Annotated in this window: 25 protein-coding genes; 8 read left to right on the top strand and 17 right to left on the bottom strand. The window is 36.8% G+C overall.

All coding sequences use genetic code 11. The features are described from left to right. Positions 1 to 137: 137 nt before the first annotated feature. Genes PFY10_21440 through PFY10_21410 form a run of 7 tightly spaced genes read right to left on the bottom strand, consistent with a single transcriptional unit; the run spans position 138 to position 7,752 of the window. Positions 138 to 1,166, bottom strand: a complete 1,029-nt coding sequence (locus PFY10_21440) for a hemin-degrading factor (GenBank protein WBV56752.1) — start codon at positions 1,164 to 1,166, stop codon at positions 138 to 140. Positions 1,167 to 1,171: 5 nt separating this feature from the next. Then, the gene (locus PFY10_21435; GenBank protein WBV56751.1) at positions 1,172 to 1,822 is read right to left on the bottom strand and encodes a class I SAM-dependent methyltransferase; all 651 of its coding nucleotides are present in this window, start codon (positions 1,820 to 1,822) and stop codon (positions 1,172 to 1,174) included. A gap of 2 nt (positions 1,823 to 1,824) precedes the next feature. Beyond that, the gene (locus PFY10_21430; protein ID WBV56750.1) at positions 1,825 to 2,598 is read right to left on the bottom strand and encodes a heme ABC transporter ATP-binding protein; all 774 of its coding nucleotides are present in this window, start codon (positions 2,596 to 2,598) and stop codon (positions 1,825 to 1,827) included. Next, on the bottom strand, positions 2,598 to 3,638 hold the full coding sequence (locus PFY10_21425) for an iron ABC transporter permease (protein ID WBV56749.1): 1,041 nt from the start codon (positions 3,636 to 3,638) through the stop codon (positions 2,598 to 2,600). Before PFY10_21425 ends, PFY10_21430 begins: the two co-directional genes overlap by 1 nt. After that, entirely contained in the window at positions 3,622 to 4,503 is an 882-nt protein-coding gene (locus PFY10_21420; protein ID WBV56748.1) for an ABC transporter substrate-binding protein, read from the bottom strand. The genes PFY10_21425 and PFY10_21420 overlap by 17 nt, the downstream gene beginning before the upstream one ends. Positions 4,504 to 4,524: 21 nt before the next feature. Continuing rightward, a complete protein-coding gene (locus PFY10_21415; GenBank protein WBV56747.1) occupies positions 4,525 to 5,637 on the bottom strand; it encodes an HmuY family protein in 1,113 nt (370 codons plus the stop codon). A 12-nt stretch (positions 5,638 to 5,649) separates the two neighbouring features. Further along, positions 5,650 to 7,752 carry a TonB-dependent receptor gene (locus PFY10_21410; GenBank protein ID WBV56746.1) on the bottom strand — a complete coding sequence of 701 codons (2,103 nt, stop codon included), beginning with the start codon at positions 7,750 to 7,752 and terminating at the stop codon, positions 5,650 to 5,652. A 93-nt stretch (positions 7,753 to 7,845) separates the two neighbouring features. Here PFY10_21410 and PFY10_21405 point away from each other — a divergent pair, with 93 nt between their 5' ends. Continuing rightward, positions 7,846 to 8,649, top strand: coding sequence for a choice-of-anchor J domain-containing protein (locus PFY10_21405; protein ID WBV56745.1), 804 nt, complete (start codon positions 7,846 to 7,848; stop codon positions 8,647 to 8,649). 207 nt (positions 8,650 to 8,856) lie between these two features. Further along, the gene (locus PFY10_21400; GenBank protein WBV56744.1) at positions 8,857 to 10,128 is read left to right on the top strand and encodes a T9SS type A sorting domain-containing protein; all 1,272 of its coding nucleotides are present in this window, start codon (positions 8,857 to 8,859) and stop codon (positions 10,126 to 10,128) included. Positions 10,129 to 10,209: 81 nt separating this feature from the next. On the opposite strand, the gene PFY10_21395 is transcribed toward PFY10_21400, so the two are convergent. The 3 genes from PFY10_21395 to PFY10_21385 form a co-directional block, all read right to left on the bottom strand. Then, a complete protein-coding gene (locus PFY10_21395; GenBank protein WBV56743.1) occupies positions 10,210 to 10,500 on the bottom strand; it encodes a putative quinol monooxygenase in 291 nt (96 codons plus the stop codon). Positions 10,501 to 10,583: 83 nt separating this feature from the next. Then, positions 10,584 to 11,471 carry a sulfite exporter TauE/SafE family protein gene (locus PFY10_21390; GenBank protein ID WBV56742.1) on the bottom strand — a complete coding sequence of 296 codons (888 nt, stop codon included), beginning with the start codon at positions 11,469 to 11,471 and terminating at the stop codon, positions 10,584 to 10,586. A 205-nt stretch (positions 11,472 to 11,676) separates the two neighbouring features. After that, positions 11,677 to 12,084 carry an Rrf2 family transcriptional regulator gene (locus PFY10_21385; protein WBV56741.1) on the bottom strand — a complete coding sequence of 136 codons (408 nt, stop codon included), beginning with the start codon at positions 12,082 to 12,084 and terminating at the stop codon, positions 11,677 to 11,679. Between the two features lie 315 nt (positions 12,085 to 12,399). On the opposite strand from PFY10_21385, the gene PFY10_21380 reads away from it, so the two are divergent. Further along, complete coding sequence (locus tag PFY10_21380) at positions 12,400 to 12,828, top strand: DUF4268 domain-containing protein (protein ID WBV56740.1); 429 nt, start codon at positions 12,400 to 12,402, stop codon at positions 12,826 to 12,828. A 172-nt stretch (positions 12,829 to 13,000) separates the two neighbouring features. On the opposite strand, the gene PFY10_21375 is transcribed toward PFY10_21380, so the two are convergent. Further along, complete coding sequence (locus tag PFY10_21375; protein WBV56739.1) at positions 13,001 to 13,519, bottom strand: thermonuclease family protein; 519 nt, start codon at positions 13,517 to 13,519, stop codon at positions 13,001 to 13,003. Between the two features lie 230 nt (positions 13,520 to 13,749). Here PFY10_21375 and PFY10_21370 point away from each other — a divergent pair, with 230 nt between their 5' ends. From PFY10_21370 to PFY10_21355, 4 genes are all read left to right on the top strand, one after another. Beyond that, entirely contained in the window at positions 13,750 to 14,319 is a 570-nt protein-coding gene (locus PFY10_21370) for a Crp/Fnr family transcriptional regulator (protein WBV56738.1), read from the top strand. 75 nt (positions 14,320 to 14,394) lie between these two features. Beyond that, positions 14,395 to 15,132 carry an SDR family oxidoreductase gene (locus tag PFY10_21365; protein WBV56737.1) on the top strand — a complete coding sequence of 246 codons (738 nt, stop codon included), beginning with the start codon at positions 14,395 to 14,397 and terminating at the stop codon, positions 15,130 to 15,132. Between the two features lie 116 nt (positions 15,133 to 15,248). Next, a complete protein-coding gene (locus PFY10_21360) occupies positions 15,249 to 15,740 on the top strand; it encodes a hypothetical protein (GenBank protein WBV56736.1) in 492 nt (163 codons plus the stop codon). Positions 15,741 to 15,873: 133 nt separating this feature from the next. Next, positions 15,874 to 16,242: a DUF1801 domain-containing protein gene (locus PFY10_21355; protein ID WBV56735.1), complete on the top strand. Its 369-nt coding sequence runs from the start codon at positions 15,874 to 15,876 to the stop codon at positions 16,240 to 16,242. A 62-nt stretch (positions 16,243 to 16,304) separates the two neighbouring features. On the opposite strand, the gene gldG is transcribed toward PFY10_21355, so the two are convergent. The 4 genes from gldG to kbl all read right to left on the bottom strand — a co-directional run bounded on the left by gldG (position 16,305) and on the right by kbl (position 20,654). Beyond that, complete coding sequence (gldG, locus tag PFY10_21350; protein WBV56734.1) at positions 16,305 to 17,972, bottom strand: gliding motility-associated ABC transporter substrate-binding protein GldG; 1,668 nt, start codon at positions 17,970 to 17,972, stop codon at positions 16,305 to 16,307. A 4-nt stretch (positions 17,973 to 17,976) separates the two neighbouring features. Beyond that, positions 17,977 to 18,705: an ABC transporter permease subunit gene (locus tag PFY10_21345; GenBank protein WBV56733.1), complete on the bottom strand. Its 729-nt coding sequence runs from the start codon at positions 18,703 to 18,705 to the stop codon at positions 17,977 to 17,979. A 56-nt stretch (positions 18,706 to 18,761) separates the two neighbouring features. Then, positions 18,762 to 19,316, bottom strand: coding sequence for a CopD family protein (locus PFY10_21340; protein WBV56732.1), 555 nt, complete (start codon positions 19,314 to 19,316; stop codon positions 18,762 to 18,764). Positions 19,317 to 19,457: 141 nt separating this feature from the next. Next, entirely contained in the window at positions 19,458 to 20,654 is a 1,197-nt protein-coding gene (kbl, locus tag PFY10_21335; GenBank protein WBV56731.1) for a glycine C-acetyltransferase, read from the bottom strand. A 160-nt stretch (positions 20,655 to 20,814) separates the two neighbouring features. On the opposite strand from kbl, the gene PFY10_21330 reads away from it, so the two are divergent. After that, positions 20,815 to 21,684 (top strand): cupin-like domain-containing protein, encoded by an 870-nt coding sequence (locus PFY10_21330; protein ID WBV56730.1) that lies wholly within the window; start codon positions 20,815 to 20,817, stop codon positions 21,682 to 21,684. A gap of 168 nt (positions 21,685 to 21,852) precedes the next feature. Here the strand turns inward: PFY10_21330 and PFY10_21325 are convergent, their stop codons facing one another. Together PFY10_21325 and PFY10_21320 are read right to left on the bottom strand one after the other, a co-directional pair. After that, positions 21,853 to 22,428, bottom strand: coding sequence for a dihydrofolate reductase family protein (locus PFY10_21325; GenBank protein ID WBV56729.1), 576 nt, complete (start codon positions 22,426 to 22,428; stop codon positions 21,853 to 21,855). Positions 22,429 to 22,650: 222 nt separating this feature from the next. Continuing rightward, positions 22,651 to 24,579, bottom strand: a complete 1,929-nt coding sequence (locus tag PFY10_21320) for a M1 family aminopeptidase (GenBank protein WBV56728.1) — start codon at positions 24,577 to 24,579, stop codon at positions 22,651 to 22,653. Positions 24,580 to 24,662 lie beyond the last annotated feature (83 nt).

Below are 24,662 nucleotides of genomic sequence, written 5' to 3'. Positions count from 1 at the left end.
AATAGCAAATGAGCCTTTTTACTGTCATCTTTTTGCCTTTCAATCCTTTTGCAATTTAGTCTTTTTGCGATTTAACACCTAAAAAAAGACCGCTCTGATCTTAAAAACAAAACGGTCCAAATCAAATCATCTAACTATTACTTTTCTAATTCTGCTACAAGGTCTTTCCACTCTTGCAGTTCAGGAATGCCAGGTTTTCTTTTTCCAAAAAACTGAACGATAAAATCACCTTCCTTATTGAAAATTTCAATAGCCGTTACTTCACCGTCTTCAGTTGGCTTTTTTACGATCCATGCTTCTTCAATCTTGGTAACATCCAGATGCAGGTTAAAATCAGGATCCATTACGTTGAACCACTGCTGGTGCCAAAGCGTCTTTTTCACATGACCGGTATGGATCTGAATAATTCCTCTGTTTCCAACGAAAACCATAATCGGAACATTCTTCTCGGAAGCATCCTCCAGAACGTTTACCACTTTAGCATTATCTATTTTCTTCGCATAACCTTCCGGAGCCAGTCTTAGAGCCTGAGTTCTGCTCACTCCGAATTTTCTTGTCATCATGAAAAAATCATGGGTATCTTTCAATTCAACCCATGCTTTTTTGAAAGCTTCGGCATCAATTTCAGAATCCGGTTTTTCTGCCGGTTTCGGAGCAATAGCCTCAAAAGAGAACACTCCGTTCTGATCTTCGGCCTTATATTTTTCAACGATTGCATCAAAAGCCTTTTCGTCGCTATCTTTTGTCAGGTAGATCTTGTGAAGAGCTAAACCGTCTTTTCCGAAAAACTGAAGGCTTTTTTTATCTCCTTCCACAACTGCAAAAGCAAACTTCCAGGAGTTCAGGAAGATCCTGAGATCAATATCTTCTCCCACGAAAAGCTGTGCATGAGGGCTGCTGAAGTCACCGTTCTGGTAAATTCCTTTTCTCTCGTGTACACATTCGTCATTACGGGTAAGAGCCATCACCTTACCCAATTGCTCAACATCAGTTAAAATATTTTGAAATTCCGGTTTCAGAACGGTTACCCCTTCACCGATATTAGTCACTAATAGATCAGCTTCGCTTACACCTAACTGTAAAGCCGCATTTCTTATTCTTAAATGTGGATTTTCTTCTTTTAGAGCGTCCCACTTTTCTCTTAATTCGTTAACTAATGTGCTCATTTTATTTATTTTTTTATGGTTAAAACTGTATAAATTCTATGTATGGTTTCAGCTCCGGATTTACTTGGGATATCCTCCTCTTTCTCCGAAATTTTCATTCTTTTGAAATGGCTCCTTGAGATAAGTTCTTCCATTTCATTATTGCTGTACATGGTAAAGTTGTATTCTGTAAACGGTAGGGTTTCCATGAATCTTCGCTGCCCGAAGGTGAGTACGAAAGTCCCGTCATCCTTCAAAACCCTGTAAATTTCATTCAGGAATGCCACCGGCTCTTCCCAGAAATAAACCGTATTAACAGTGAAAACCTTATCAAAAACCCTATCTTCAAAAGGGAGCTTTTGTCCCTCGTACAATATAAAATCCGCCTGACCTTCAAAGTCTTTATTCATTTTCCGGGCCTCATTATACATTGTTTCGGAAATGTCAACCCCTGTATATTTCAGATTTTGAGCTCTGCTCAGGATATTTTTCAGATGCCCCGCATTTCCGTGTCCTATTTCAAGGATAGATTCATTATCTTCTATCAAAAGTGTTTTGATGCTTTCCAAGGTCATGCTGATATTGGTTGCATTCATCATCTCGCCTATCTCAATGCCTTTTTCTCCCTGTGGATTGGCTAAGTTTTGAGCGAGTATTTTAAGTTCATCTTTTTGCATGGTTATCCAAAAATGATCATTGGGTTATTAGTAATAGGATGCTCGCAGATGGTACAGGGAAAGTTGTATGCCTTAGTTATATTTTCGGCAGTAAAAACTTCCTGTGGTGTTCCATAAGCTGAAACCCTTCCCGATTTCATGAGTAATATCTTATCGGCGTACTGAGCGGCCAGATTTAAATCATGTAAAACCACAACAGCACTGTTTGCTTGTTTTGTAAAACTCTTCATGATCTCCAATGCCTTGTATTGATGTTTAACATCAAGGTTATTGAGTGGTTCATCAAGGAACAGTAGTTTGTGGGCAATATCATTCTGTAGCTGTGCCAGTACCCGTGAAAGATGTACTCTCTGCTTTTCCCCTCCGGACAGGGTATTGTATTCACGGTCTTTCAGATGAAAAACATCTGTTTCATACATCATATTGTTCATGGCTTCCAGATCCTCTTTTCTCGGCTGCGCATCAAAATAGGGATAACGCCCCATCATCACAACATCTTTTACTTCCAAAGGAATATCATTGCTGTTGTGCTGGGAGAATTTAGCCTTATGCCTGGAAAGCTCAACCACATTCCATTCGTTAACAGGTTTGTTTTTAAACAAAACTTTTTGCTTTGCGGATTTCACCTCGTTGGCCAGAACACTTAATAAACTTGATTTTCCAGCTCCATTGGGTCCTACAATAGCTAAAAACTCACCATATTCCAATGATACGTCCACTCCATCCAGAATATGAAATTCTTTGTGTTTATAGCTGATCTGATGCGCCTTTATCATTAGAGTGATTTTTTAAATTTAATTAAAATGGCTATAAAAATCGGCCCTCCCATTAATGCCGTGAGGATACCGATTGGCAATTCCGAAGGCTCCACAATACTTCTGCTGAATGTATCGCCGGTCAACAGCAAAATACTTCCGCAAACAGCTGACAACGGTAATATAAAGGTATAATCCGATTTGAACAAAAGCCTTAAAATATAAGGTACAATAAGACCTACAAAACCAATCGTTCCAGAAAATGCCACCGAAGTTCCCACCATTAACGCTACGACAATAATGATTTCTTTTTTAAGTTTTTCTACATTGATCCCTAAGTGCTGTGCATCTTTTTCACCCAACATCATGGCATTTAATGCTTTTCCTTTTGGGATTAAAACGATATATGAGATAATCAAAACAATGACTAAAACAATATTTTTTGTCCAGGTGGCTGCAGCCAAGCTCCCAAGATTCCAGAAAGTAAGATCTCTCAATTGTTCATCTTTTGAAATGTAGATCAGAAACCCGGTAATTGAAAAACCAATTGCCGTAATAGCTACACCGGTTAGCAACATCATTACCACGTTTGTTTTACCTCCGCTGGTAGAAATCCTGTATACCAGCATCATGGATAGAAAAGCCCCGATAAAAGCAGAAATACCCACCAGTGAAAATTGTACTACCTCAGGAAGATACTGTTTGAAATGTCCTCCTAAAACAATAGCAATGGCTGCAAGTAATGTTGCTCCCGAAGTAAGTCCTATTAGATCCCCCGTCGCCAAAGGATTCTTAAAAAGTCCCTGCAATCCTGTTCCGGACACCGCCAGCATGCTTCCAATTAAGATTGCCATAACGATTCTCGCAGCACGGACATCCCATATCACGTATGTATCGCTAGGCGATATATTTTCATTTCCTTTTACAACCTCCCACAAAACTTTATACGGAGAAGCTCCGTTAAAATTATAAACTCCTGTACTAAGCGACCATACTGCTATGATAGCAAGCAGTATGGCACTTATAGATAGATAAAAGTATAGTTTACTTTGTGTTTTCAATTAATAACTTATTTAATCCTACTGCAGCCTCTCCTAATCTTGGTCCGAATCCTGAAACAAGTCCTCCGTCCATAGCAATGATCTTTTTATTCTTGCCGGCATTTGTTTGAGAAACACCTGGCATTTTAAGCGCTCCTTCGTTTCCTCCTGCACCCTGTAAACCTGATGAGAAAAAGAATAATACATCCGGATTAGCTTTTACTACAGCCTCAGGGGTCAGCGGTTTGAAATCTTCAAATTCCGTAACTGCATTTTGTCCGCCTGCAAGACCGATCAAAGCATCCATTGGTGTCTTCGTACCGGAAACCATCAGCATATTTCCTCTTGCATAAATAAACAGTACTTTAGGTTTTTTAGCAATCGGCTGAACCTGTTTCAGATCCGCATCGATTTTATCATTCAGTTTCTGATAATCTGTGTTGCCAATAGCTTTTGCTACCTGCTCAATTAATTTTTTAGTTCCTTCCACTGAATATTCCTGTTTGAAGATTTCAGTTTTTATACCTGAAGACTTTATTTTTCCTAATAGCTCAGGGTTTATATCTTTATCAGACGCTAAAATTAATGTAGGATTTACGGCCATAATCGGCTCAATGGTCATTGATCTTACATGTCCCAGATCTTTAGCTGTTGCTTTTAAAGTTTCAGGATAGGTACTGGTAACATCAGTTCCTACAATTTCTTTTTCATGACCTAAAGCACTCACTATTTCTGTGATGCCTCCATTTAAGGTCACAATTTTATTATTTGTTTTCGGCGTTTGTGAGGCATTTGTTTCTGCTGTATTTTCCTGTTTTGCGCTTTCGGCTTTTTTGCAGGAAGCTACTGCTAGAAGGATTGATGCTACTAAAATTATCTTTTTCATGATATATTATTTATTGATTTATTATAAAGGTTCAAATTCAAAACTGGCATGCCCCCGATTTCCCTGAGGATCTTTCATTTTATTAAATCTAAGCTTGAAGTAAAAGCCCTCAGCATCTTTTAATACAAAGAAACGGTCAGCGTACACGAATGCTCCCGGCACTTCGCTTGTTCCGGTAGTCGTTCTCCATTTATCCCCAATTGCTCTTTGATCAGTAGATACAAGCTTCGCCTGATCTACATTGCTTAACTTAAATGAGTTATAGGCCTGATCCAGGTTTCCGGAAGCCGTTACCTGATACGCACCCACTCCACTGGCCGTATTGGTGATTATGAAATCAGCATAAAAATAGCTTCCTGCGCTATTTCCCGGGCCCATAAAAACTTCATTGGTAAATGTGGTAAAGGCTAAATCCCAATTCTTTTTCTTTGGCTGGATTGTAGCTGGAGCACCCGTTTTAAGATTGAAGAAATTAAAATTGTATTCTGTATCTTTTGTTATCATATACTCCTGGTAGGTAGTTGCATTGATGTCGGCATATCTTAGTTTATATCCGTTAGGAGCTCTTAAAATCTGAATTTTTTTCCATCCTCTGGGATCGGATGATAATGAAACAGATCCTGCAGCAATATTAGAGTTTGGATCTGCTAAATTTCGCCCCAGGTTAACCAAATAAACAGGATTGTCAGCATCGTTCTCTTTGATAGGCTCTATCGCTGAAGACTGGTTTAAAAAATTACCATCAGGATTATCCACATACTTCATATTAGCAGCATCAAATGTACCTACCTGAACTTTTTCTTTCAGATCGGCTACATCAGATTCTTTTACAGTATTGATGTTCGTAGCATTAGGAATTTTCGCAACAGCCATTGCAATAGACCCGTTTAAAATTACCCTATATTCATCTCCTGTATAAAATCCAAGATCCCAGTCTGTCCTTTTATTGATCGTATGATTTTTTGCATCACTTAAGTCGATCCAAACCTGATTGGCTTCTGTGGGTCCGCCTACATCGGCGCTTACTTCAGAACCTGTCATCTTGGGAACCTGAACAGGATCTTCATCAGCTGAAAGACAAGACTGTACAGCAGCAATAATGAATAGAAATGAAAATATCTTTAAATACTTCATGATATATTTTTTTTAGAATTGATACATTAATCTTGCGAAATAGCTTCTTCCATAGTACAAATTCAAACGATCAGATCCTGCAGTATGTGCATTTCCTCCGTTTGCAGTGGAATTAATGGTAGTAACATCAAAAATGTTTTTAACTCCTGCAGAAAGCTCAAGCTGATTTTTCCAGAATGGCTGGCTTACAATAAAATCCATCATGTGGAATCCATCATTTTTCCCTAAGCGGAATGCATTACCTTCTAATACATACAGCCTTGACGGCCCCGTATACTTATAATAAAGATTAAAAGCAGTTCCTGCATTTTTTAGTTTATAGGAAACATTAGCTCCTGTCTGGAAATTATACTGAAAGTCCGTTGGTGAGGCAATATCCATATCTTGTTTTGACACAGAAATACCATTTAGGGAAGTCCTTACTCCTAAAGTAAACTGGTCTTTGACAATATTGGCATTGGCACCAAACAAAAGACTTCTGTACGTATCTATGTTCATGTACTTATAAGTGGAAGGTCTTTTAATCATAACCATTTCAATTTTATCTTTCAGATCAACGTACAGAGCTTCCAGGTTATAATTGAATTTCCATCCATTTCCTATGGTGAAGCCCTGATCCCAGAATGCACCGACAGAATATCCTTTTTCAGGAGTAAGATCAGGATTTCCCTGAATGTCGTGATTTACGTTAACGAAATAAGTGAACATTTCATCATAGGTAGGATAGCGATTGGCTGTTCCGAAAATACCTCTTAGATTGGAATTTTCAGATGTTTTCAGCCTTGCAGACACCGAATAGTTGAATTGATTATCAAATTTATTGCTAAGGGATAATCTTGCTCCGGGTCTTACTGAGAATTTATCCGAAACATTCCACTCTGCAGAAATAAAGTTGCCATAGGTAAAAATCTTTCTTCTGATATTTTGCCCGTCAAAATCCCCTGCAATTAATGCAGCATACCCATTGGTATGGTCTAATTCGTAGCCTAACTGGAAGTCAAATTTCTTGTTATCGAGAAAATTACTGAACATTCCTCTTGAATAAAATACATCGGTCTTGTAATAAGATCTTTCATCATAATGGGTATCTTTAGCTCTGTTGGGTATATCATATACATAATCAAAGTACTTCCGATCCTGATTCTGATAAGAGAAATCTCCCGTGTAGCGGATCTGGCCCAGGTTGGTCTGAATATTCAACTGATGAAGCCAACGCTCCGTATTATATTCCCTGTCTGTACTTGTATAGGTTACACCACCTTGTCCGTCATTAAGTGAAATTCTGTCAACTTTAGGATTATAAAAATTAAATTTTTCGCTTAAGTAAGATATTTTATAGAAAACTGAAGTTTTATTCTTGGTGTACTTGATCAATCCTGTTGCTTCATACTGATCTTTTGGATTCCATTCATAACCCCGTTTATTATCTTGTCCGAAATACTTATATCCTTCACTATTTCCCTGATATCCCATAAACTGATTATGGTTAAAACTTATATTGGTAAACCAGTGATCGTTAAAGTTGTAACCTACATTCACATTCTGAATATGTCTGCCTTTCCCTCTTTTCCTTAAATCATAGCCATCCCTCACCGTTTCCTCCTGTAGTGCCGCTCTTATACTTAATTTTTTATGACTGCTTTTTTTAGTGATGATATTAATAACGCCTGCCAGTGCACCATTACCATATTCCACGCCCATGCTTCCTTTTACAACTTCAATCCTCTCAATATTACTTAAACTGATCTTCGTAAGGTCTATATTACTTCCTAAACCCGTATCTCCTACAACCGGAATATTATCTATCAAAATTTTGACATAGCTCCCGCCTAATCCCATGATATTAGCAGTTGAATTTCCGGAATTGGTATCTGGAGTGATTTGTATGTTAAGTGTTTGGTTAAGAACGTCAGCAGCGTTGGTCGCCGCCATATTTTTTATTTGTTCAGCATCAATAACTTCAACTTTATAAATCGATTTATTGATCGATTGTTGCATATACTGTCCTGTGATAACAACTTCTTCAATTTTTTTCTGATTAAGAGAATCTTTTTCCTGTGCATTCATCCAAAAGACTATGGATAATGAGAGTATAGAAAGCACCTTCTTCTTCATAGACACAAATTTTCGACAAATATAATGCTTTATTTAGAACAGATAAAAATAATTTATTACTTTTGTCGAATAATTCTAAATAAAAATAATATTATGAATCTAAAATTACTTTCTGGAGTTTTAATGTTTTCTGCGATTGCAATTAATGCTCAGTTACCAACAATAAATGAGAATTTTGATAATTTCACTTCAGGCAGCACAACTTTCCCCCAAAACGGATGGACTGCTAAACTAGCGCCCAATCCGATGCCCTTTCCCCCAGCGCCGTTAATGATCGTTACAACTGATGCAAACAAGGCTGTTCAGGCTTACTCGGGAAACAATACAAGCGAGCCTTCGTATTTAATTACCCCTCAGATTGTTGCTCCTGCAGGAGATAAATCGTTATCATTTACTACCAGCTTAGTATCTCCTTCGCCTGGTCCGGGCAGTATTCAAATTGGGCTGGCTTCCAATCCAACAGATATGTCTACATTTACACCTGTTGGAAATCCTGTAACGTTATCAACCGTAGGTACTAATGTGAATGTGAATGTAAATATTCCTGCATCCACTTCTACCTACATTGTTTTCAAATTTACACCAACAGCAAGCCACGTGGCGATCCAAATTGATAATGTGGTCTATAATACTACATCAAGTCTGGCTGTATCTGACCCTATCAAATCAAAAGATGCTATCCAATTTGCTGTTAACCCAGAAAACACAGCATTGCAATTTGTAACAAAAAAAGATCTTAAAAATATTGAGGTTTATTCTTCAGCGGGTCAAAAAGTAGCTGAAGGAAAGTTAAATAATCAAAGATTCGATATCAGCACATTACAAACAGGTATCTATTACATTGTTATTGAAACAAAAGACGGCTCAGTCACAAAATCAAAATTCATCAAAAAATAAGATCTATTAGATATTAACTTATGTTTTGTTAAGGCTGGCTTTTTGAAGTCAGCCTTTTATGTTCAAAATCCATGAAAGGGTCTACTGTCACGCTAAAGTTTAAAAAAAATTAATCTTAAAACACGACAAAAGTCATGTTTTTATTTAGAATCATTAAAAATAAATATATAATTTTGTAGAATAATTCTAAATAACTAACAATAAGAGATGAGAACAAAACTACTTTTGACTTCAATGCTTGCACTGGCTGTACATCAAACAGTATTAGCCCAAACAGATGTTAATGGGTATACAACGGTCAATTTAACCACTGGTCCCAACTATCAAAACCGGGTATTCTTTGACTTCAGTACAAATAATATTATTTCACAACCTGCAGATTCATGGGATATTGCATTTTTTAGAAATTCAAGTATGAGTTTTGGAACAAGAATCAATGACGCCCAAAATATAGAGGTTTACCAGGCCTCTGCAGTACCAGCGGATTGGGATAATATTAACATCGCCAATATAGCATCATGGGGATCTCCATTATATAATCCGGACCAGACGACTTCTCTTCAGGAAGGAGCATTTGAGCAAGGTTCAGCTACGTACGGATGGGGAGACTATAACGGAGGGACCCATCATATCGATGGAAAAGTAATTTTTGTTTTAAAATACCTTTCTAGCAATACTTATGTAAAATTTATGATTACCGATTACTTCGGTGGTTATACTTTTAAGTATTCTAAATGGAACGGATCATCGTGGGAAGCAACGCAAACCAAAACAATTGCGAACGGAACAGATGATGCCTACTTTAATTATTTCTCATTTACTACGGGAGACAAAGTAGCTAATCTTGAACCACCAAAGGCAAACTGGGATTTGATGTTTACAAGATATTGGACATTCTATATGAATATTATGATGTACAGAATGTCTGGAGTTATTCAGAGTCCTACTACTAAGGTTGCAAAAGTTCAACCGGAAACACAGGAAGTTGCAACTTCAAACATTCCAGTATCCACCGCTTTTTCCTCGAATATTACATCAATCGGCCATTCATGGAAGCCAACATCCGGGATTTATAATGATGTTGTTTACTATGTAAAACAAGGTTCGGAATATTACAGAATGTATTTTACTTCTAACGGTGGAGCGTCTACAGGAAATATGTATTTTAAATATAAAAATATCAGCTCAACTTTAGGAATCAAAGAGGTTGGCACCAAAGCTTCCTTTGGATTGTATCCTAATCCTACAACAGCTGATAAAAAAGTGACCGTACTTTTTGATGTAAAAGAAAAGGCAAACAATAAAGGAAGTGTAGAAGTATATGATCTTTCAGGAAAACAGGTCTACAAATCAGAGCTTACCAATCAAACCGGTTTCTATAAGCAAGACCTTAATTTATCAATGCTTACTTCAGGAACCTATCTTGTTAAAATAACTTATGGTGGAAATAGTGAAACCAAAAAGTTAATCGTAAAATAAAAATCTTAAATTTTAATACTTTCTATTTTTTCTAATAAAAGGCTGTCTACAATGGTAAACAGCCTTTTAACATTGGGTTTGTTAATAGATTTTAAATCCTTTGTATACTTCCGTTGAGCTTTCCATCATTCTGGAAGAATCCGTACGGAAATTGAGAAGATGATCCTGCCCCAGATGATTATTATGGTGTTCTGATGTTTCCCATAATTCTATCAGAAAAAAAGTTCCTTTATTATCCTTATCTTCAATAAGGTCGTACTGCAGGCAGCCTTCTTCTTTTCTTGTTTCTCTTACCAGGGTCTGAAACAATTCTACCGCTTCCATCAAGTAATTTTCATTAAACTTAAAAAGCGCAACAATATGTAAATTCATATGCTATTTATTATGCTGTAAAAGTAAAATATTTTCAAAACTGAAAATCGTTTTGACCCTTTTATTTTTCCACAATAATCGTACTATTTGAAAATGGATTTGTATATGGTTATCAGACTCATTACAATAACCAGACTTCCTATGAATAAAAACATTTTTTTCACCGGTAATCTGGCAGTGAGCATTGCTGAAAAAGGTGCTGTTATAATTCCTCCGATCAAAAGACCCAGAATAATATTCCAATGCTGAATTCCCAGGGTAAAAAAGAAGGTTATTGCAGCAGTTATGGTTAAAATAAACTTGGCTACAGTAGAACTTCCTACTGCAAATCTGGGAGTAAAAGCATTCTTAATTAAAGTCCCTGTAACCAAAGGGCCCCATCCTCCCCCTGCAAAAGAATCTATGAACCCTCCGATCAGCCCCAGGCTGGTGAGATTCGTTTTTCTTTTCAGGGCTTTATTTTGTTTAGGCTTAAAAGCATTGGATAAGATTTGAAAACCAAGATATAAAGTATAAAATGCAATAATGGTTTTGGTAATTTTAGAGTAGTATTCTCCAAGATACGTAAGGGATAATGCACCGATGATGGCTCCTATAATCGCCGGAATAGCTAGTTTTCTAACCAAGGTCTTGCTTACATTCTTCAATTTGATATGACTGATGCTTCCCGCAGCAGTTGTAAAGCTTTCAGCAGAATGAATACTTGCACTTACAATATGGGGCGGAATATTAAGAAAAAGCAGTGTTGTTGTACAAATCACACCATAACCCATTCCCATTGATCCGGCAACAATTTCTGCAAAAACCCCCACCAGCAACATCCAATAAAATATATAATTGTCTTTTGCGAGGATATGGGTCAGTTCATCAAGATACCCCAGGCTGTACATGGAAAAAACAACAATAACCAATATAGCAACCGTTACCAGTAATACATTCAACCTTACCTGCATTTTTCTTGAGATGACCATTCTATACAAGTATTAGTTTAACAACACTTTCAGGTAAGAACATATTTTTGATAAGCTGGCCTCTGCATTCCTTCTGCAAAAGCCACATTAGTGTATCTGCAACATTTTTTGAAATCATAGTTTGTTCATTTGGCATCCTGCAAATATCAAACAAAATAATTATCCTACCAAAAAAGTAGACTAACAATTCAAAAAAAGGACCCGATCAGTCGATCAGATCCATTAATGTTTTTTCTTCTAAAATTTTAAGTGAAGCATCCCGAACCTCAATGAGGACATCGTGCAAACCACAATGATCTTCGTTGCAATCGTCACATTTTTCATAAAAATTAAGACTTACACACGGAAGCATTGCAATAGGACCATTAACCAGGCGAATGATCTTCGCCAGTTTTACATCGGCAGGATTTTCTTTAAAGAAGTATCCACCACCCTTGCCTTTCTTGCTATCAAGGATATCAGATTTCTTGAGTTCAAGCAGAATATTTTCCAGAAATTTAAGCGGAATCTTCTTATGTTCCGCAATTTCAGAAATAAGGGTTGGCCCTTCATTTCTCTTTTCTACAAGATATGAAAGTGCCTTAAAAGCATATTGAGATTTTTTTGACAGCATTACAGCAAATTTAAGAAAATAGTTTCATATGTGGGAAGTTGCGAAATTGCTAATTTACCGAATGGTGAAATAATCTAATTGTGAAGCTGTTGGAATAGAAAATAGCAAAATCACTGAGGTGCAAGATTGCTTTTAAATAGCTCTTTTTTTCTTTTATCAAACTCTAAGATTTCAATCTTTACTATATATTTCTCCAGCCTTAAGGCGTTTTTATCGATTAAGCGATTTTCACAATTTTACCAATAAGTAAGTCCGCTTTTTCGCCTTTTTCGCTCTCCCCCCTCCCTTTTCCTCATAATTCATTAAATTTGCGGTATGTTCAGTAAACAAGAAGCACAGCAACTAAAGAAAGAATTTTGGACCGCCTTTGGGAAATCTTTTCCAAGAAAATGGATGTTGTACGATACCAAGATCAAAGATTTTTCTTTCAAATTCCATGCGGATAATAAAAAAGCCGAAGTATCCCTGGATATTGAAATGAAGGATGAGATTTTCAGAAATGCGTATTATGAAAAGATATGGTCTTTGGAGGACATTCTAAAAGATTATGTGGGAGATTTTAATAAAGATGAGTTTTTTACACTGGAAAACGGAAAAGTTATCAGTAAGATCTGGATTGAAAAGCATCATGTTTCAATTTTCAATAAAAATACGTGGAGCGAAATATTTGAATTTTTTGTCGAAAAAATGGATGGCTTTGAAAGGTTCTACTATGAATATGAAGATTTTATCAAAGACGTGTAAATAATGACCATCATTCTTGAGTTATTTATCCGGTTATTTCTTGGAATACTCCATATTCTTGTGGAGATATTCTTTCAACAAATAATTTATGGCGTTATAAAATATCTATATCGAAAGATTAAGAATATTCTTAAACTATTCTGATGAGCAACCCTGACAGCTGGTAAAGTATTTACCTTGCTATTTCTCTTAGAGAATTTCCTGATAATTTAGCTTTTGCTCTAAGTTGGGAAGCTTCTCTTTTTTTCTTCCTCCATTCCCATGGAGAAATTGTTTCACTTCCGGACCATAATCCTAATTTAAGACTTCTGGCTTTTGATTCAAGTACTCCAAGGTTTTCATTATTGGAGTATTGGTAATACCACCATCCCAATCCTTTTTTTATAATCTCTTCGGACAGGTACTGATCTTTATCGAAATATACTTTGGCAATGATGCGTCCGTAACGGTCAGAAGTGGTTTTATAGTATAGGATCTCTTTTCCATACACCAGATCACTTGTCAGTTGTTTGGCATTTTTTCCAAATGGCTGACCTTTCTCAGGGCAATCTACCTCAGCAAGACGTAATGTGGTCTGGTTATTATTTTTATCAAGAACCAGGATCGTATCACCATCCTTAATACCGATTACTTTTGCTTTGATTTGCGCCAAAACTAACTCTGAAGTCCCTATCAATAGTACAAAAAACATCTTCCCCAGCCTTTTCATGTATTTTTCTTCTTTAGTATAAACAAAATTCGCGAGGCAATTTTAGCTATTTTAAACATAATATCGCTTACTTTTCTCTGAATATTATCCACAAATTGTTTATTGTTCAGGAAACTCCCCTATAATAATTGTACGGCAAACCATAATAGCTTTAAAAGTATTTTTTGCCAAAAGGCAAATACGGTATCATTTTCTTTAGCTAAATTTCGGGCATGAAAGAATTATTCAATTTCGTTTTAAGGTTTGGGAATCTCAATGAACAGCAGATCGAATTTATAAAAAGTAAATCCACCGAACTTCATCTTTCCAGAGATGAATATTTTTCCGAAGCCGGAAAAATTGCCAGACAGGTAGGATTTATCGTTGATGGTATTCTACGGGTCTGCTATTATGATAATAAAGGAGAAGAAATTACCAAATACTTTATCGAGGAAAATAACCTGGTCGTGGATCTGGAAAGTTTTGATAACGAAATTCATTCCAGCACATACGTTCAGGCAGTTACGGATTGTACGATGATCGTTTTTTCACGCAAAGACTGGCTAGAACTGTTGCAGACCATTGTCGGATGGGAAGCTATTGTTCATAAAATTATTTCAAGAGCACTGATCCAGAAGGTAGAAAGAAGAAGCCCTCTGGTTTCAGAAGATGCGACCACCCGTTATCTCAAATTTCTTGAAATCTACCCTACTGTGGTCAATCGCATTCCTCTTTCCTATATCGCCTCATATCTTGGTATCACACAGTCTTCCCTGAGCAGGATAAGAAAAAATATACGCTAAAATCACTTTTTGCCAAATGACAAAAGATCTCATTTTTTAATACCTCACCTTTACATCACTAAATAAAACAAGAAAATGAAATCAGTATTAATCACAGGTGCCAACAGAAGCATTGGCCTGGAAACTGCAAAACAACTCTCATCAAAAGGACTATTGGTCTACCTTGGAAGCCGCAGTCTTGAAAAAGGAGAAGCTGTAGTAAAAGAACTTCAGGATAAAGGATATCAGAATATCAAAGCAATTGAAATAGATGTTACCAACCCCGATTCTATTTCGGAAGCGAGGAATACTATTGAAAGGGAACAGGGCAAACTGGATGTTCTCATCAATAACGCAGGAATTCTGGGTATCAATCCGCAAACGGCTTCAGAAACTTCTATTAAGGACATCCAGCAAGTCTTCGATACCAACTTCTTCGGAGTGATCAGCGTTACACAGGCTTTCTTAGATCTTCTTAAAAAGTCAGACAGCCCGAGAATCAGCAATATCACATCCGGGCTCGGTTCTCTGACTTTACATAGCGATCCCAGCTGGAAGTATTATCATGTAAAGGGAGCCGCTTACGGGCCATCAAAATCAGCGTTGAATGCATACACCATTGTTTTGGCGTATGAATTAAGGGAACTTCCCTTTAAGGTCAATGTAATAGATCCCGGTTATACAGCAACAGACTTCAATGCCCACAGCGGACCGGGATCCGTAGAAAGCGCTGCTTCTTTTATCATTAAGCACACTCTGACTGATGAAAACGGGCCAACAGGTCAGTATTTCAGTAATGATATTGAAGATGAGATTGGAATTAGTCCTTGGTAGGTTTGTACAATTTGATTTTTTGTACAATGTAAAAAGTAAAAAATGTATCAATGATTTTAGAGAGACCTTAAGGTTTCTCTTTTTTGTTTTCCTATTTTTGTTACTTACATACTAGCATGAATATTTTTAATAAAACAGAAATCAAATACATCGTCATCCAGATTATTGCTTTTAACTTTATTCTTATTCCGCCAAGGTTATTTTCCTATTTAACGGATATACACCTTTCGCAGTTGTTTTTAAATTCGGCTAAAAACTCTGGTAGTTTAGTTGAACTGTTTGAGAAAAACAATATTGATTCCATACAATTCAATGACCTTATCAGTACGATCAGAAATTACCAGACTGTAGGGTTTATTATTGGCAGCCTGATCTGTATATGGATCACCTCAAAACGAAAATTAAGCTGGATCAATTCTTTAATTGTTATTGTGATCAGCTTTTTACTTATATTTTTAAAACAGGCATCATTTCCCTTTAAAGCTTTGTATCTGGAACATTGGTTTAATCAATTTGAAATCTATGTCTATTTCAGTGGTTGCTTATTTTTGGTAATAAGTCTATCTTTATTTTATTTAAGTTATAAGATGAGACTCAGCAAAACTTAGAATTATCATATAAGTTTACTCTTCAAGCTTATAACCATTTCTGTACGAAGAAAATATATACTTTACCACGATGACCATACAAAAACAAATCAACCATTACATTTCAACTCAATCAGACACGAAACGCCGAGATATGGAAACCCTGCATCAGTACATTCTGCAAGTGATGCCAGAATGTAAATTATGGTTTCTGGATGGTAAAAATGAAGAAGGAAAAACGGTTTCCAATCCCAATATCGGATATGGTTTCCGGATCATGAAATATGCTGATGGAAGTACCCGGGATTTTTACCAGATTGGCCTCAGCGCTAATACAACAGGTATTTCAATTTACATTCTTGGTATTGATGATAAAAACTATTTATCCCAAACCTATGGTGAAAAAATAGGAAAAGCCAGTGTGACCGGTTATTGTATTAAGTTCAAAGCATTGAAAGATATCGATATTGAAGTGCTTGGAGAAGCGATACGAGACGGTATTAGTAAGAGCCTGACACAGTAAAGTATATTCTGATCAATAAAAAAGAGAAACCGTAAAGTTTCTCTTTTTCAATTCATTATCGTTTAATTGAATTTTCTTTTTCTCAACCAGAAGAACAATCCTCCGAGTAACCCAATAATGACTAGCGGAAGCAGCAAATTAAACCATTGCCAGTTGGTCTTTTCTTCTGTAATTCTCTGTCTGTCCAATAGCCTTTCTTCGATATTCCTGTTTCTTAATTTCATCAGGTTGCTGTCATCTAAAAGGTAATCCAAAGCGTTTCGCAGGAACTGTTCATTTCCAAATTGTTCATTGGTTAATAAATCTACTCCTAACGGCAAAGGTTCTCCCTTGATCACTTTATTTCTTCCTACATCACCATCTGCAATCACAATCATTTTATTTTCCGGACTCTGACCTTTAAAACCAGGATAGGATTTTCTTTCAATTCTCGAAGTATAAGCGGAAGTAAATTTCCCTTCCAATGCTACAGCAAAGATTTTCGGAGTACTTGGCTTTTCCATTTGCCCAAGACTATCTACGCTGGAAATTTCTTTCAGATCCACATAATTCGGAACCTGTTTCAATAAAGTCCTTTCACTCGATTCAAAAAGAACTTTGGTTTTAATATTCTTTCTGCCTAAAGTATCAATTGATGTGGGAAATTCAAATTTTACCGGATTGATATTCTTGGTGATCGGGTCGTTCTTTTCAGCAATACCCAAAGGAAAATAGGGCCATGGAAGACTTGTATACTGCGGATTGCCACTCACCTCTCCCGTTACCAGCCTTAACAAAGCGAATTTCTTTACATCTTTAACCAAAGCAGGATTGATCCTGATTCCATAGTTGAAGAAGAAATCAGTCATGTTGATATCCACCGGGAATGGCATTACCTTTTTAGATCGGGTTAAGGTATCCATTTCAGCATTTACGGCATCAATCATCCATAATGTTTTTCCTCCGTTCATAATATACTGGTCCAGGATCACTTTTTCACCATCTGTAAATGCTTTTCTAGGCTTTGCAATAACCAGAGCGCTCATTTGTTTCAGCAACGGAACATCCGCAGCCGTTAGCTCAACCTGGTTTTTAGGAATCACAGGACCGGCATCATAGTTTTCTAATGCCAAATGCATAAAACCCTGGAATTCTCCCGGACTTAATTCATCCTGGTTAACCAAAACTCCTATTTTCTTTCTCTTATCAGTGGCAATATTCTTGATGTTCGATACAAGATTATATTCTAAATTTTCAATGGATTTCGTCAGCTGTTCATCGGCATTGATATTGGCCTGCTGTACCACCAGCGGGATAGAAACGCCGCCCTTGTTGTATTTAAGAACCGCATACGGAAATAATACGATCTGGGAGACTTTACCGTCTTTTACATCCGGAAGAACGGAAGGCTGCATTCCCATCGCCATCAAAGTATCCTGGGACATTTTGGTTTTGATGGGATCAATAAATTTAAAATCAATTTTCGGATTAATCTTTCTGAATTCCTCCAGCATAAACTTCGTTTCACTTTGCAACTGTTTGAAGCTGGCCGGAAAATCTCCTTCCAGATATACCTCCACAGTCAGAGGCTTTTTAACCGATTCCAATACTTTGATGGTATTATCGGAAAGGGTATATCTTTTTTCTTTCGTTAAATCCAATCTAATCCCAGAAACGGCAAGAATAATCACTAAAGGCAGGATCACAAACAATAAAATCCCTAATGGAGATTTAAAAGGTATCTTCTTCATAATTCTACTTCTTTTTATTGATAAAATGATTGGACAACACTAATGAAACACCGATGATCAGAACAAAATAGGCTACATCTTTGAAATCGATCAACCCTCTTGTAAATCCAAGGAAATGCTGATAAAAACCTATATTCTGTAAGATAAAATCTGCTCCACCCAACAATTTATAGCTTGCTAACTGCTCGATTCCGAAATACATGATAAAACACATGAAAACACCTAACAGATAAGCCATGATCTGATTCTGAGACAACGATGACGCTAAAATCCCGACACCCGAAAAAGCAGCGATAAGCATTATCAATCCGATATAACTCCCAAAGGTCATTCCCAGGTCAATATTCCCCGCAGGAACTCCCAAAACATAAACGGTATACAGATAGATCAACGAAGGAATGAGGCATAAGATGCCGACTACCCAAACGGAAAGAAACTTTCCTAATACTAGGTCCGATATTTTTAAAGGCTGGGAAAACAACCAGTACAAAGTTCCCGTTTGCTGCTCCTCTGCAAAAGTTTTCATGGAAAGCGCCGGAATAATGAACATCAGTAGCCATGGGACCAAAACAAAATAGCTTTGTAATGAGGCCATTCCGATCTCAAAGATATTAGAGTCGTTGTCGAAAAAAAACAAAAAAAGAGTCGCTATCAGACTGAAAGCTGCGATAATGATCCACGCACTCCAGTTCCCGAAGTAACTCCAAAGTTCTTTTTTTAAAATTGCAATCATAGTTTTTTAGTAAAATGTAAAAGGGATTGTATTGATGTACACACGATACCCTTTTTCTATTGTTTCTTTTTTTTGTTTTTATTGACCAGTTTCACGGTCATCATGATTAAAAATACAAGAACGAAAAATCCGGCAATTAATTGCCACCAGTAATCAATTACTGAAGATTTCAGAATAACGGTAAAAACAACCAGGAATAAAATGAATGTGGCAATCTCATTCGCCTGTCTCAGTTTTATGTTCGCTGTCTGTAATGTATTTCCGTGAAGTGCTTTTAATTGAAGAACTTTTTTCCAGCACCAGTAATGGTAGATCGCCAGACCGACAAGGAATGTTAGTTTTAAATGAAACCAAGGCATTTTCATCAATCCTGTATTAAGAAAGATCATAACCAGTCCGCAAACCGCCATGATCACTCCTGCAGGAACTGTAATGATATTCCAAAGCCTTCTTGCCATGAAGGTATACTGTTCTCTTAGGATACTTTTCTTTTCTTCAGAGAATTCATCGGTATCTTTATAGTAAACAAATATCCTGACAAGGTAAAAAATCCCTGCAAAATAACTGACCATAAAAATAATGTGCAGCGCTTTGATTATTGTGTAAAGCATTTTAAAAACTTTCTATTTTTTATAAAACAATACGATACCATACTCCCGTCTCTCACTTCAACCTTTGAAATAACTTTGGGATCATCAGCCACAAAAACAGCCGAACAATCCCAAGTTTTCAATTTTTATTTTTTAATATTTTTAAGAGATCACACTAAGCTCTTTCCCCACTTTTTCAAAAGCAGCAATAGCTTTATCCAGATGTTCTCTGGTGTGGGCAGCAGAAAGCTGAACCCTGATTCTTGCCTTTCCTTTAGGAACTACAGGATAGAAGAAACCAATTACGTAAATTCCCTCGTCCATAAGTTTCTCTGCCATTTTCTGAGCCAATGGCGCATCATAAAGCATTACCGGAACGATCGCAGCATCTCCGTCAGGAATATCGAAACCTTTAGCTTTCATTCCTCTTCTGAAGTATTCTGCATTTTCCATCACCTGATCACGAAGTGACGTGTCAGCAGAGATCATATCCAACACCTTCAATGCTGCACCTACAATACCCGGAGCTAATGAATTGGAAAACAGATAAGGGCGGGAACGTTGTCTCAGCATATCGATAATCTCTTTTTTACCCGAAGTGAATCCTCCTAAAGCTCCACCCAGTGCCTTTCCTAAGGTAGAGGTGATAATATCTACCCGACCCATTACTTCATTCGCTTCATGTGTTCCACGACCTGTTTTTCCAATAAAACCAGTGGCGTGAGAGTCATCTACCATTACCAAGGCGCCATATTTATCCGCAAGATCACATACCCCTTTCAGGTTAGCTACAATTCCATCCATAGAGAAAACCCCATCGGTAACAATGATCGTAAAGCGGTGATTTTTTTCAGAAGCTGCTTTCAGTTGAGCTTCCAGATCCTCCATATTATTGTTTTTATAACGGTATCTTGCCGCTTTACAAAGACGAACCCCGTCAATAATCGATGCGTGGTTCAGTTCATCTGAAATAATAGCATCCTCCTCGGTGAATAGCGGTTCAAAAACACCACCGTTAGCATCAAAACATGCTGCATACAAGATCGTATCTTCCAATCCTAAAAACTGAGCGATCTTCTCTTCCAGCTGCTTATGAATATCCTGGGTTCCACAGATAAAACGAACGGATGACATTCCATATCCGTGAGAAGCGATCATATCCTGGGATGCTTTCATCACTTCAGGATTATTGGAAAGTCCCAGATAATTATTAGCACAGAAGTTCAGCAACTTTTTACCGTTAGCTTCTATTTCGGCACTCTGTTGGGAAGTAATGATTCTTTCTCTCTTATAAAGCCCGTCGTTTTCAATATTTTTAAGCTCGTTCTGTAAATTTTGAAGATATTTTTCAGAGATCATTTTTAGTAATTTTTTAGATGCGCTAATTTAGTAAAAAGGCGGTAAACTATCCTCTTTTATGATTCTTATTCTAAAAAATTGAGCAGAAACATTCATTTTAACAATTAGTCTACTAATTTAGTAGGATAATAATTTTATATTTGTCCTTTAAATTCTAAAAATGAAGTTATCATCTGTACAAAAAGTTAGGAATATACCATCAATAAATTTTCTGAATCTCTACATGAAACCTCGTCTTCCGGTTATAATCGAAGATTTTGCAGATCCAGAAAGCCCGGCTTTTAAAAAGTGGAGCTATGATTATTTTAAAGAAATAGCAGGTAATCATAAGGTCAATATTTATGGCAGTGACCTTGAATCTTTGGATAGGGTTGCAAGTAAACCTATTGCTCAGAGCCATTTTTCTGAATATCTGGACCTGATCAGCACAAAACCAACAGAACACAGGCTTTTTCTTTTTAACCTGCTCACTATAAAACCTGAAATGAAAAGTGATATCCACTATAATGATGTTACCAATGGAAAAATTCTAAAGTGGCTTCCTTTTATGTTTTTTGGTGGTAAAGGCTCCATTACCAGAAGCCACGTTGATATTGATATGTCCCATGTTTTCATCACACAGTTTCAAGGCATTAAAAAGATATGGCTATTTCCCTGGGAACAATCCAGTCTGATGTACAAATTACCTTATAATTTTCACGGTTTAGCTAATATTAAGGAACCCGACTATCAAGAATTTCCTGCTTTAAAGTATCTAAATGGTTACGAAGCCGTTATCCATCCCGGAGAAACACTTTACATCCCTTCCGGATGGTGGCACTATATCCAATATGAAACAGAAGGATATTCCGTCTCTGTCAGAGCTCTTCCTTCCAGCTGGCTCGAAAAATGGAGAGGATTTAAAAATCTGGTCATGATCAGGCATTTCGATAACGCTATGCGAAATTTATTTAAAGAAAAATGGTTCGAATTTAAAGTAAGGAAAGCCCACAGGAAAGCAAAAAGAGCAGTTGCAAGGATTCTGAAATAACAAAAAAAGACTGTCTCAAAATATCATTTTGAGCGAATATATGATGAAGGATATAAAATATTTGTTCTTATGATATTTTCCGTCACGCTTAAATTGAGAAAAGATAATTATCTGAATTTTGAGACAGTTTCATTATTTCCATACCCAACTTCTCTATTTTTCAATAAATTATTGATTTTCCCTAACCGGAAGGTATTTATTAAGTATTTTTCCACTTTTAAGAGCAAGAGAGCTTTCCAGTTTTAAAACTTTCCGGCCATTAAAAATAGGAAGACCTTTTCCGATTGCCACCGGATTCACAACAATATAATATTCATCAACAAGATCCTGATCGATCAGCGAGCTTACAAAATCAGCACCTCCATACACAAGGATATCTTTTCCCTCCTCCTTTTTAAGAGCTTCTACTGAAGTTATAAGATCATTATTATCTACTTCCAGATTTCTACCGGCTATATTGTTTTCTGTCCGGCTAAAAGCAATTTTACGCATATCAACGATCAGTTTTGCTAAATGGTTGGTAGGATGATCAGGCATATTATCTGCCACATTTTCCCAATGATCTATGAATGGTCGTGTCATTTTCCTTCCCAGTAAAAGTGTGTCACTGCTCTCAGCAAGATCAACGATTTTCTGAAAACCTACCTCATCCGGCGGGCTTAACCATACCCAGTCCTGTTCACCTTCCGGACCGGCTACAAAACCATCGATGGTCATCTGCATCTGTAATTTTAATTTTCTCATAGTAATTGTTTTTGGTGATAGTGTTAGTGTAAGTTGTTATTCAATGTATTACAAATTTAGTGTTTTTCTAAAGTAAGAGAGTTGTCCTTTATACAAAGTTATCTTTGAGCTGGGACAAAACTCGTCGCTTAAAAAAGTTTATAATCTGATTCCACATAAAAAACCGGTTTATTCCAAGTATTTTAGAATAAACCGGTTTCTTGATAATGCTGATATAAAAAATTACTCTTTCACAAATTTCACATTTCTATCATCGATTTTAAAGATATATACTCCGGGAATAAGCTCAGCAATATGGATAGACTTTCCGGGTTGATATTTTCCGGATCTTACCAACTTACCGTCTATGGAATAGATGACAAATTCTGCTGATTTTTCCATTCCTTTGAGATAAAGTTCATTTTTAGCCGGATTTGGATATAGTGCAAACTGATCTTTCTCAATATTTTCAACGCTCAGGCTATTATCTTTTGCTACAGTAGAATTTCTTTCCAAAATCTGGTATTCATAATTGAACTGAACATTGGCAATCGGGAACGGTACCGCTTCTACAAAATATTGATTATTTGAGGTATTGTTTAAAGTAAGATAAGCGACCTGTCCTGCTGTTCCGTTTACCTTTATCGGAAGAGGCATTTCATAAAAGCTTACGGAAGAATTACTTTGAGTCTGGCTAACTTTAATCGTAATGGTTTGATTAGAAGACTCCCTCCATCTGATATCATAGGTAGGATACCCTTCACCATACACCCAATCACTGAAAAATCCCGAAAAATCCTTACCGGTAGATTGTAGTAAAGAAGCCGTAAGATCTGCTGTTTTTGCGTAGCTGTAGGCTAAGTTGGGTCTGGAATGATATTCCTGAATTGCCTGATAAAAAGCAGCGTCTCCTAAGATCCATTTTAGCATTCTCAGAATATAGCCTCCTTTCGCATAAGATAATCTTCCACTGAAAATAGCCCCCTGATTCCCTAGGTTAGCATCAGCAACATAAGTGCTTCCTCCTGGCGAACTGGTAATATAATCTTTCTGACCTGATAAGTAATTCATAAATTCAGGTTGGGTCATCAGTAACTTTTCATTGGCAAGATGCTCCCCGAATGTGGCAAATCCTTCATTCAGCCAGATATCATTCCACGAACCACACGTTACTTTATCCCCAAACCATTGGTGAGCCAGCTCATGAGCTATTACACTTTTTCCCCAGGAACTCATTGAAGACATCGTCTGATGCTCCATACACACTCCTCCGTACTGAAACTCCATATGTCCATACTTCTCATTACGGAAAGGATAAAGACCGAAATAAGTTTCAAAAGTGTTCATGATCTGTTTGGTCCATTCTATATTGGACATTACTGCCGTATTATTTACAGTTGTAGGATATACATAATTTACAAAAGGGAAAGGTGGATTTCCCATAGTATCATTAAGCTTAACAAAATTAGTGATAGCAAGGGCTACTAAATATGCACTGGTTGGGTACATTGTTCTCCAGAATGTCAGCTTTTTATTATTCGGAAGTGCTGTCTCAGACATTAGCTTTCCATTGGCAGCTACGTTATACTGATTTGGTGTTGTAATTTTAAAATCAAAACGGTCAATTTTATCATTTAAACTTTGTTTTGTCGGAAACCAATCCTGCGCGCCATAAGGTTCACTAAGGGTTGAGAGAATAAGCTCCCCGTTTTGGGAACCGGTGGAAAAAGCATTATTTGCCGTATCCGGTGGGCCTGCATACTGTATCGTTAATGAATCAAGCACATTCGCAGGAAGGGAGGAAGGGAAGTCAATTTTTACCTCTTTCGTGGATAATTGCTGAAAGGTCAAATTATTTCCATGGTATTTCACTTGGGAAACCGTTAATGTATTGGCCAAATCAAAATAGATACTGCTCATGCTTTGATTGGGCTTAAAATGTGATGTTACCGAACCAGAGATATTGTAAACTGCAGGATCCAGGCTTACATCCATCCTCTGGTACTGCAGATCATAGTTTAATGTGTGGGGATTAATATTGGGTGCCGTCATCTTTTGGGCAAAAGTTTTCATCTCTTTTGCTATTAATCCCTTCATTTCAATATTTTGATTCTGACTATGCAATAATCCAAATGAAATAATGCATAAAACTACAAGATAAAGTTTTTCCATTTTTATTTTTATAATAATGACCAAAGATAAAAAAAACCTTCTAATCATTGATTAAAAGGTTCTTATGATATTAAATAAATATT

The organism is Chryseobacterium daecheongense (genome assembly GCA_027920525.1).
GTDB lineage: Bacteria > Bacteroidota > Bacteroidia > Flavobacteriales > Weeksellaceae > Chryseobacterium > Chryseobacterium proteolyticum.
This window is presented reverse-complemented; position numbering and strand designations above follow the sequence as displayed.

Excerpts from the sequence above, each read along its gene's own strand:
- PFY10_21440 (WBV56752.1), bottom strand. The coding sequence starts at position 1,166 with ATGAGCACATTAGTTAACGAATTAAGAGAAAAGTGGGACGCTCTAAAA.
- PFY10_21435 (WBV56751.1), bottom strand. The coding sequence starts at position 1,822 with ATGCAAAAAGATGAACTTAAAATACTCGCTCAAAACTTAGCCAATCCA.
- PFY10_21430 (WBV56750.1), bottom strand. The coding sequence starts at position 2,598 with ATGATAAAGGCGCATCAGATCAGCTATAAACACAAAGAATTTCATATT.
- PFY10_21420 (WBV56748.1), bottom strand. The coding sequence starts at position 4,503 with ATGAAAAAGATAATTTTAGTAGCATCAATCCTTCTAGCAGTAGCTTCC.
- PFY10_21415 (WBV56747.1), bottom strand. The coding sequence starts at position 5,637 with ATGAAGTATTTAAAGATATTTTCATTTCTATTCATTATTGCTGCTGTA.
- PFY10_21410 (WBV56746.1), bottom strand. The coding sequence starts at position 7,752 with ATGAAGAAGAAGGTGCTTTCTATACTCTCATTATCCATAGTCTTTTGG.
- PFY10_21405 (WBV56745.1), top strand. The coding sequence starts at position 7,846 with ATGAATCTAAAATTACTTTCTGGAGTTTTAATGTTTTCTGCGATTGCA.
- PFY10_21400 (WBV56744.1), top strand. The coding sequence starts at position 8,857 with ATGAGAACAAAACTACTTTTGACTTCAATGCTTGCACTGGCTGTACAT.
- PFY10_21395 (WBV56743.1), bottom strand. The coding sequence starts at position 10,500 with ATGAATTTACATATTGTTGCGCTTTTTAAGTTTAATGAAAATTACTTG.
- PFY10_21390 (WBV56742.1), bottom strand. The coding sequence starts at position 11,471 with ATGGTCATCTCAAGAAAAATGCAGGTAAGGTTGAATGTATTACTGGTA.
- PFY10_21385 (WBV56741.1), bottom strand. The coding sequence starts at position 12,084 with ATGCTGTCAAAAAAATCTCAATATGCTTTTAAGGCACTTTCATATCTT.
- PFY10_21380 (WBV56740.1), top strand. The coding sequence starts at position 12,400 with ATGTTCAGTAAACAAGAAGCACAGCAACTAAAGAAAGAATTTTGGACC.
- PFY10_21375 (WBV56739.1), bottom strand. The coding sequence starts at position 13,519 with ATGTTTTTTGTACTATTGATAGGGACTTCAGAGTTAGTTTTGGCGCAA.
- PFY10_21370 (WBV56738.1), top strand. The coding sequence starts at position 13,750 with ATGAAAGAATTATTCAATTTCGTTTTAAGGTTTGGGAATCTCAATGAA.
- PFY10_21365 (WBV56737.1), top strand. The coding sequence starts at position 14,395 with ATGAAATCAGTATTAATCACAGGTGCCAACAGAAGCATTGGCCTGGAA.
- PFY10_21360 (WBV56736.1), top strand. The coding sequence starts at position 15,249 with ATGAATATTTTTAATAAAACAGAAATCAAATACATCGTCATCCAGATT.
- PFY10_21355 (WBV56735.1), top strand. The coding sequence starts at position 15,874 with ATGGAAACCCTGCATCAGTACATTCTGCAAGTGATGCCAGAATGTAAA.
- gldG (WBV56734.1), bottom strand. The coding sequence starts at position 17,972 with ATGAAGAAGATACCTTTTAAATCTCCATTAGGGATTTTATTGTTTGTG.
- PFY10_21345 (WBV56733.1), bottom strand. The coding sequence starts at position 18,705 with ATGATTGCAATTTTAAAAAAAGAACTTTGGAGTTACTTCGGGAACTGG.
- PFY10_21340 (WBV56732.1), bottom strand. The coding sequence starts at position 19,316 with ATGCTTTACACAATAATCAAAGCGCTGCACATTATTTTTATGGTCAGT.
- kbl (WBV56731.1), bottom strand. The coding sequence starts at position 20,654 with ATGATCTCTGAAAAATATCTTCAAAATTTACAGAACGAGCTTAAAAAT.
- PFY10_21330 (WBV56730.1), top strand. The coding sequence starts at position 20,815 with ATGAAGTTATCATCTGTACAAAAAGTTAGGAATATACCATCAATAAAT.
- PFY10_21325 (WBV56729.1), bottom strand. The coding sequence starts at position 22,428 with ATGAGAAAATTAAAATTACAGATGCAGATGACCATCGATGGTTTTGTA.
- PFY10_21320 (WBV56728.1), bottom strand. The coding sequence starts at position 24,579 with ATGGAAAAACTTTATCTTGTAGTTTTATGCATTATTTCATTTGGATTA.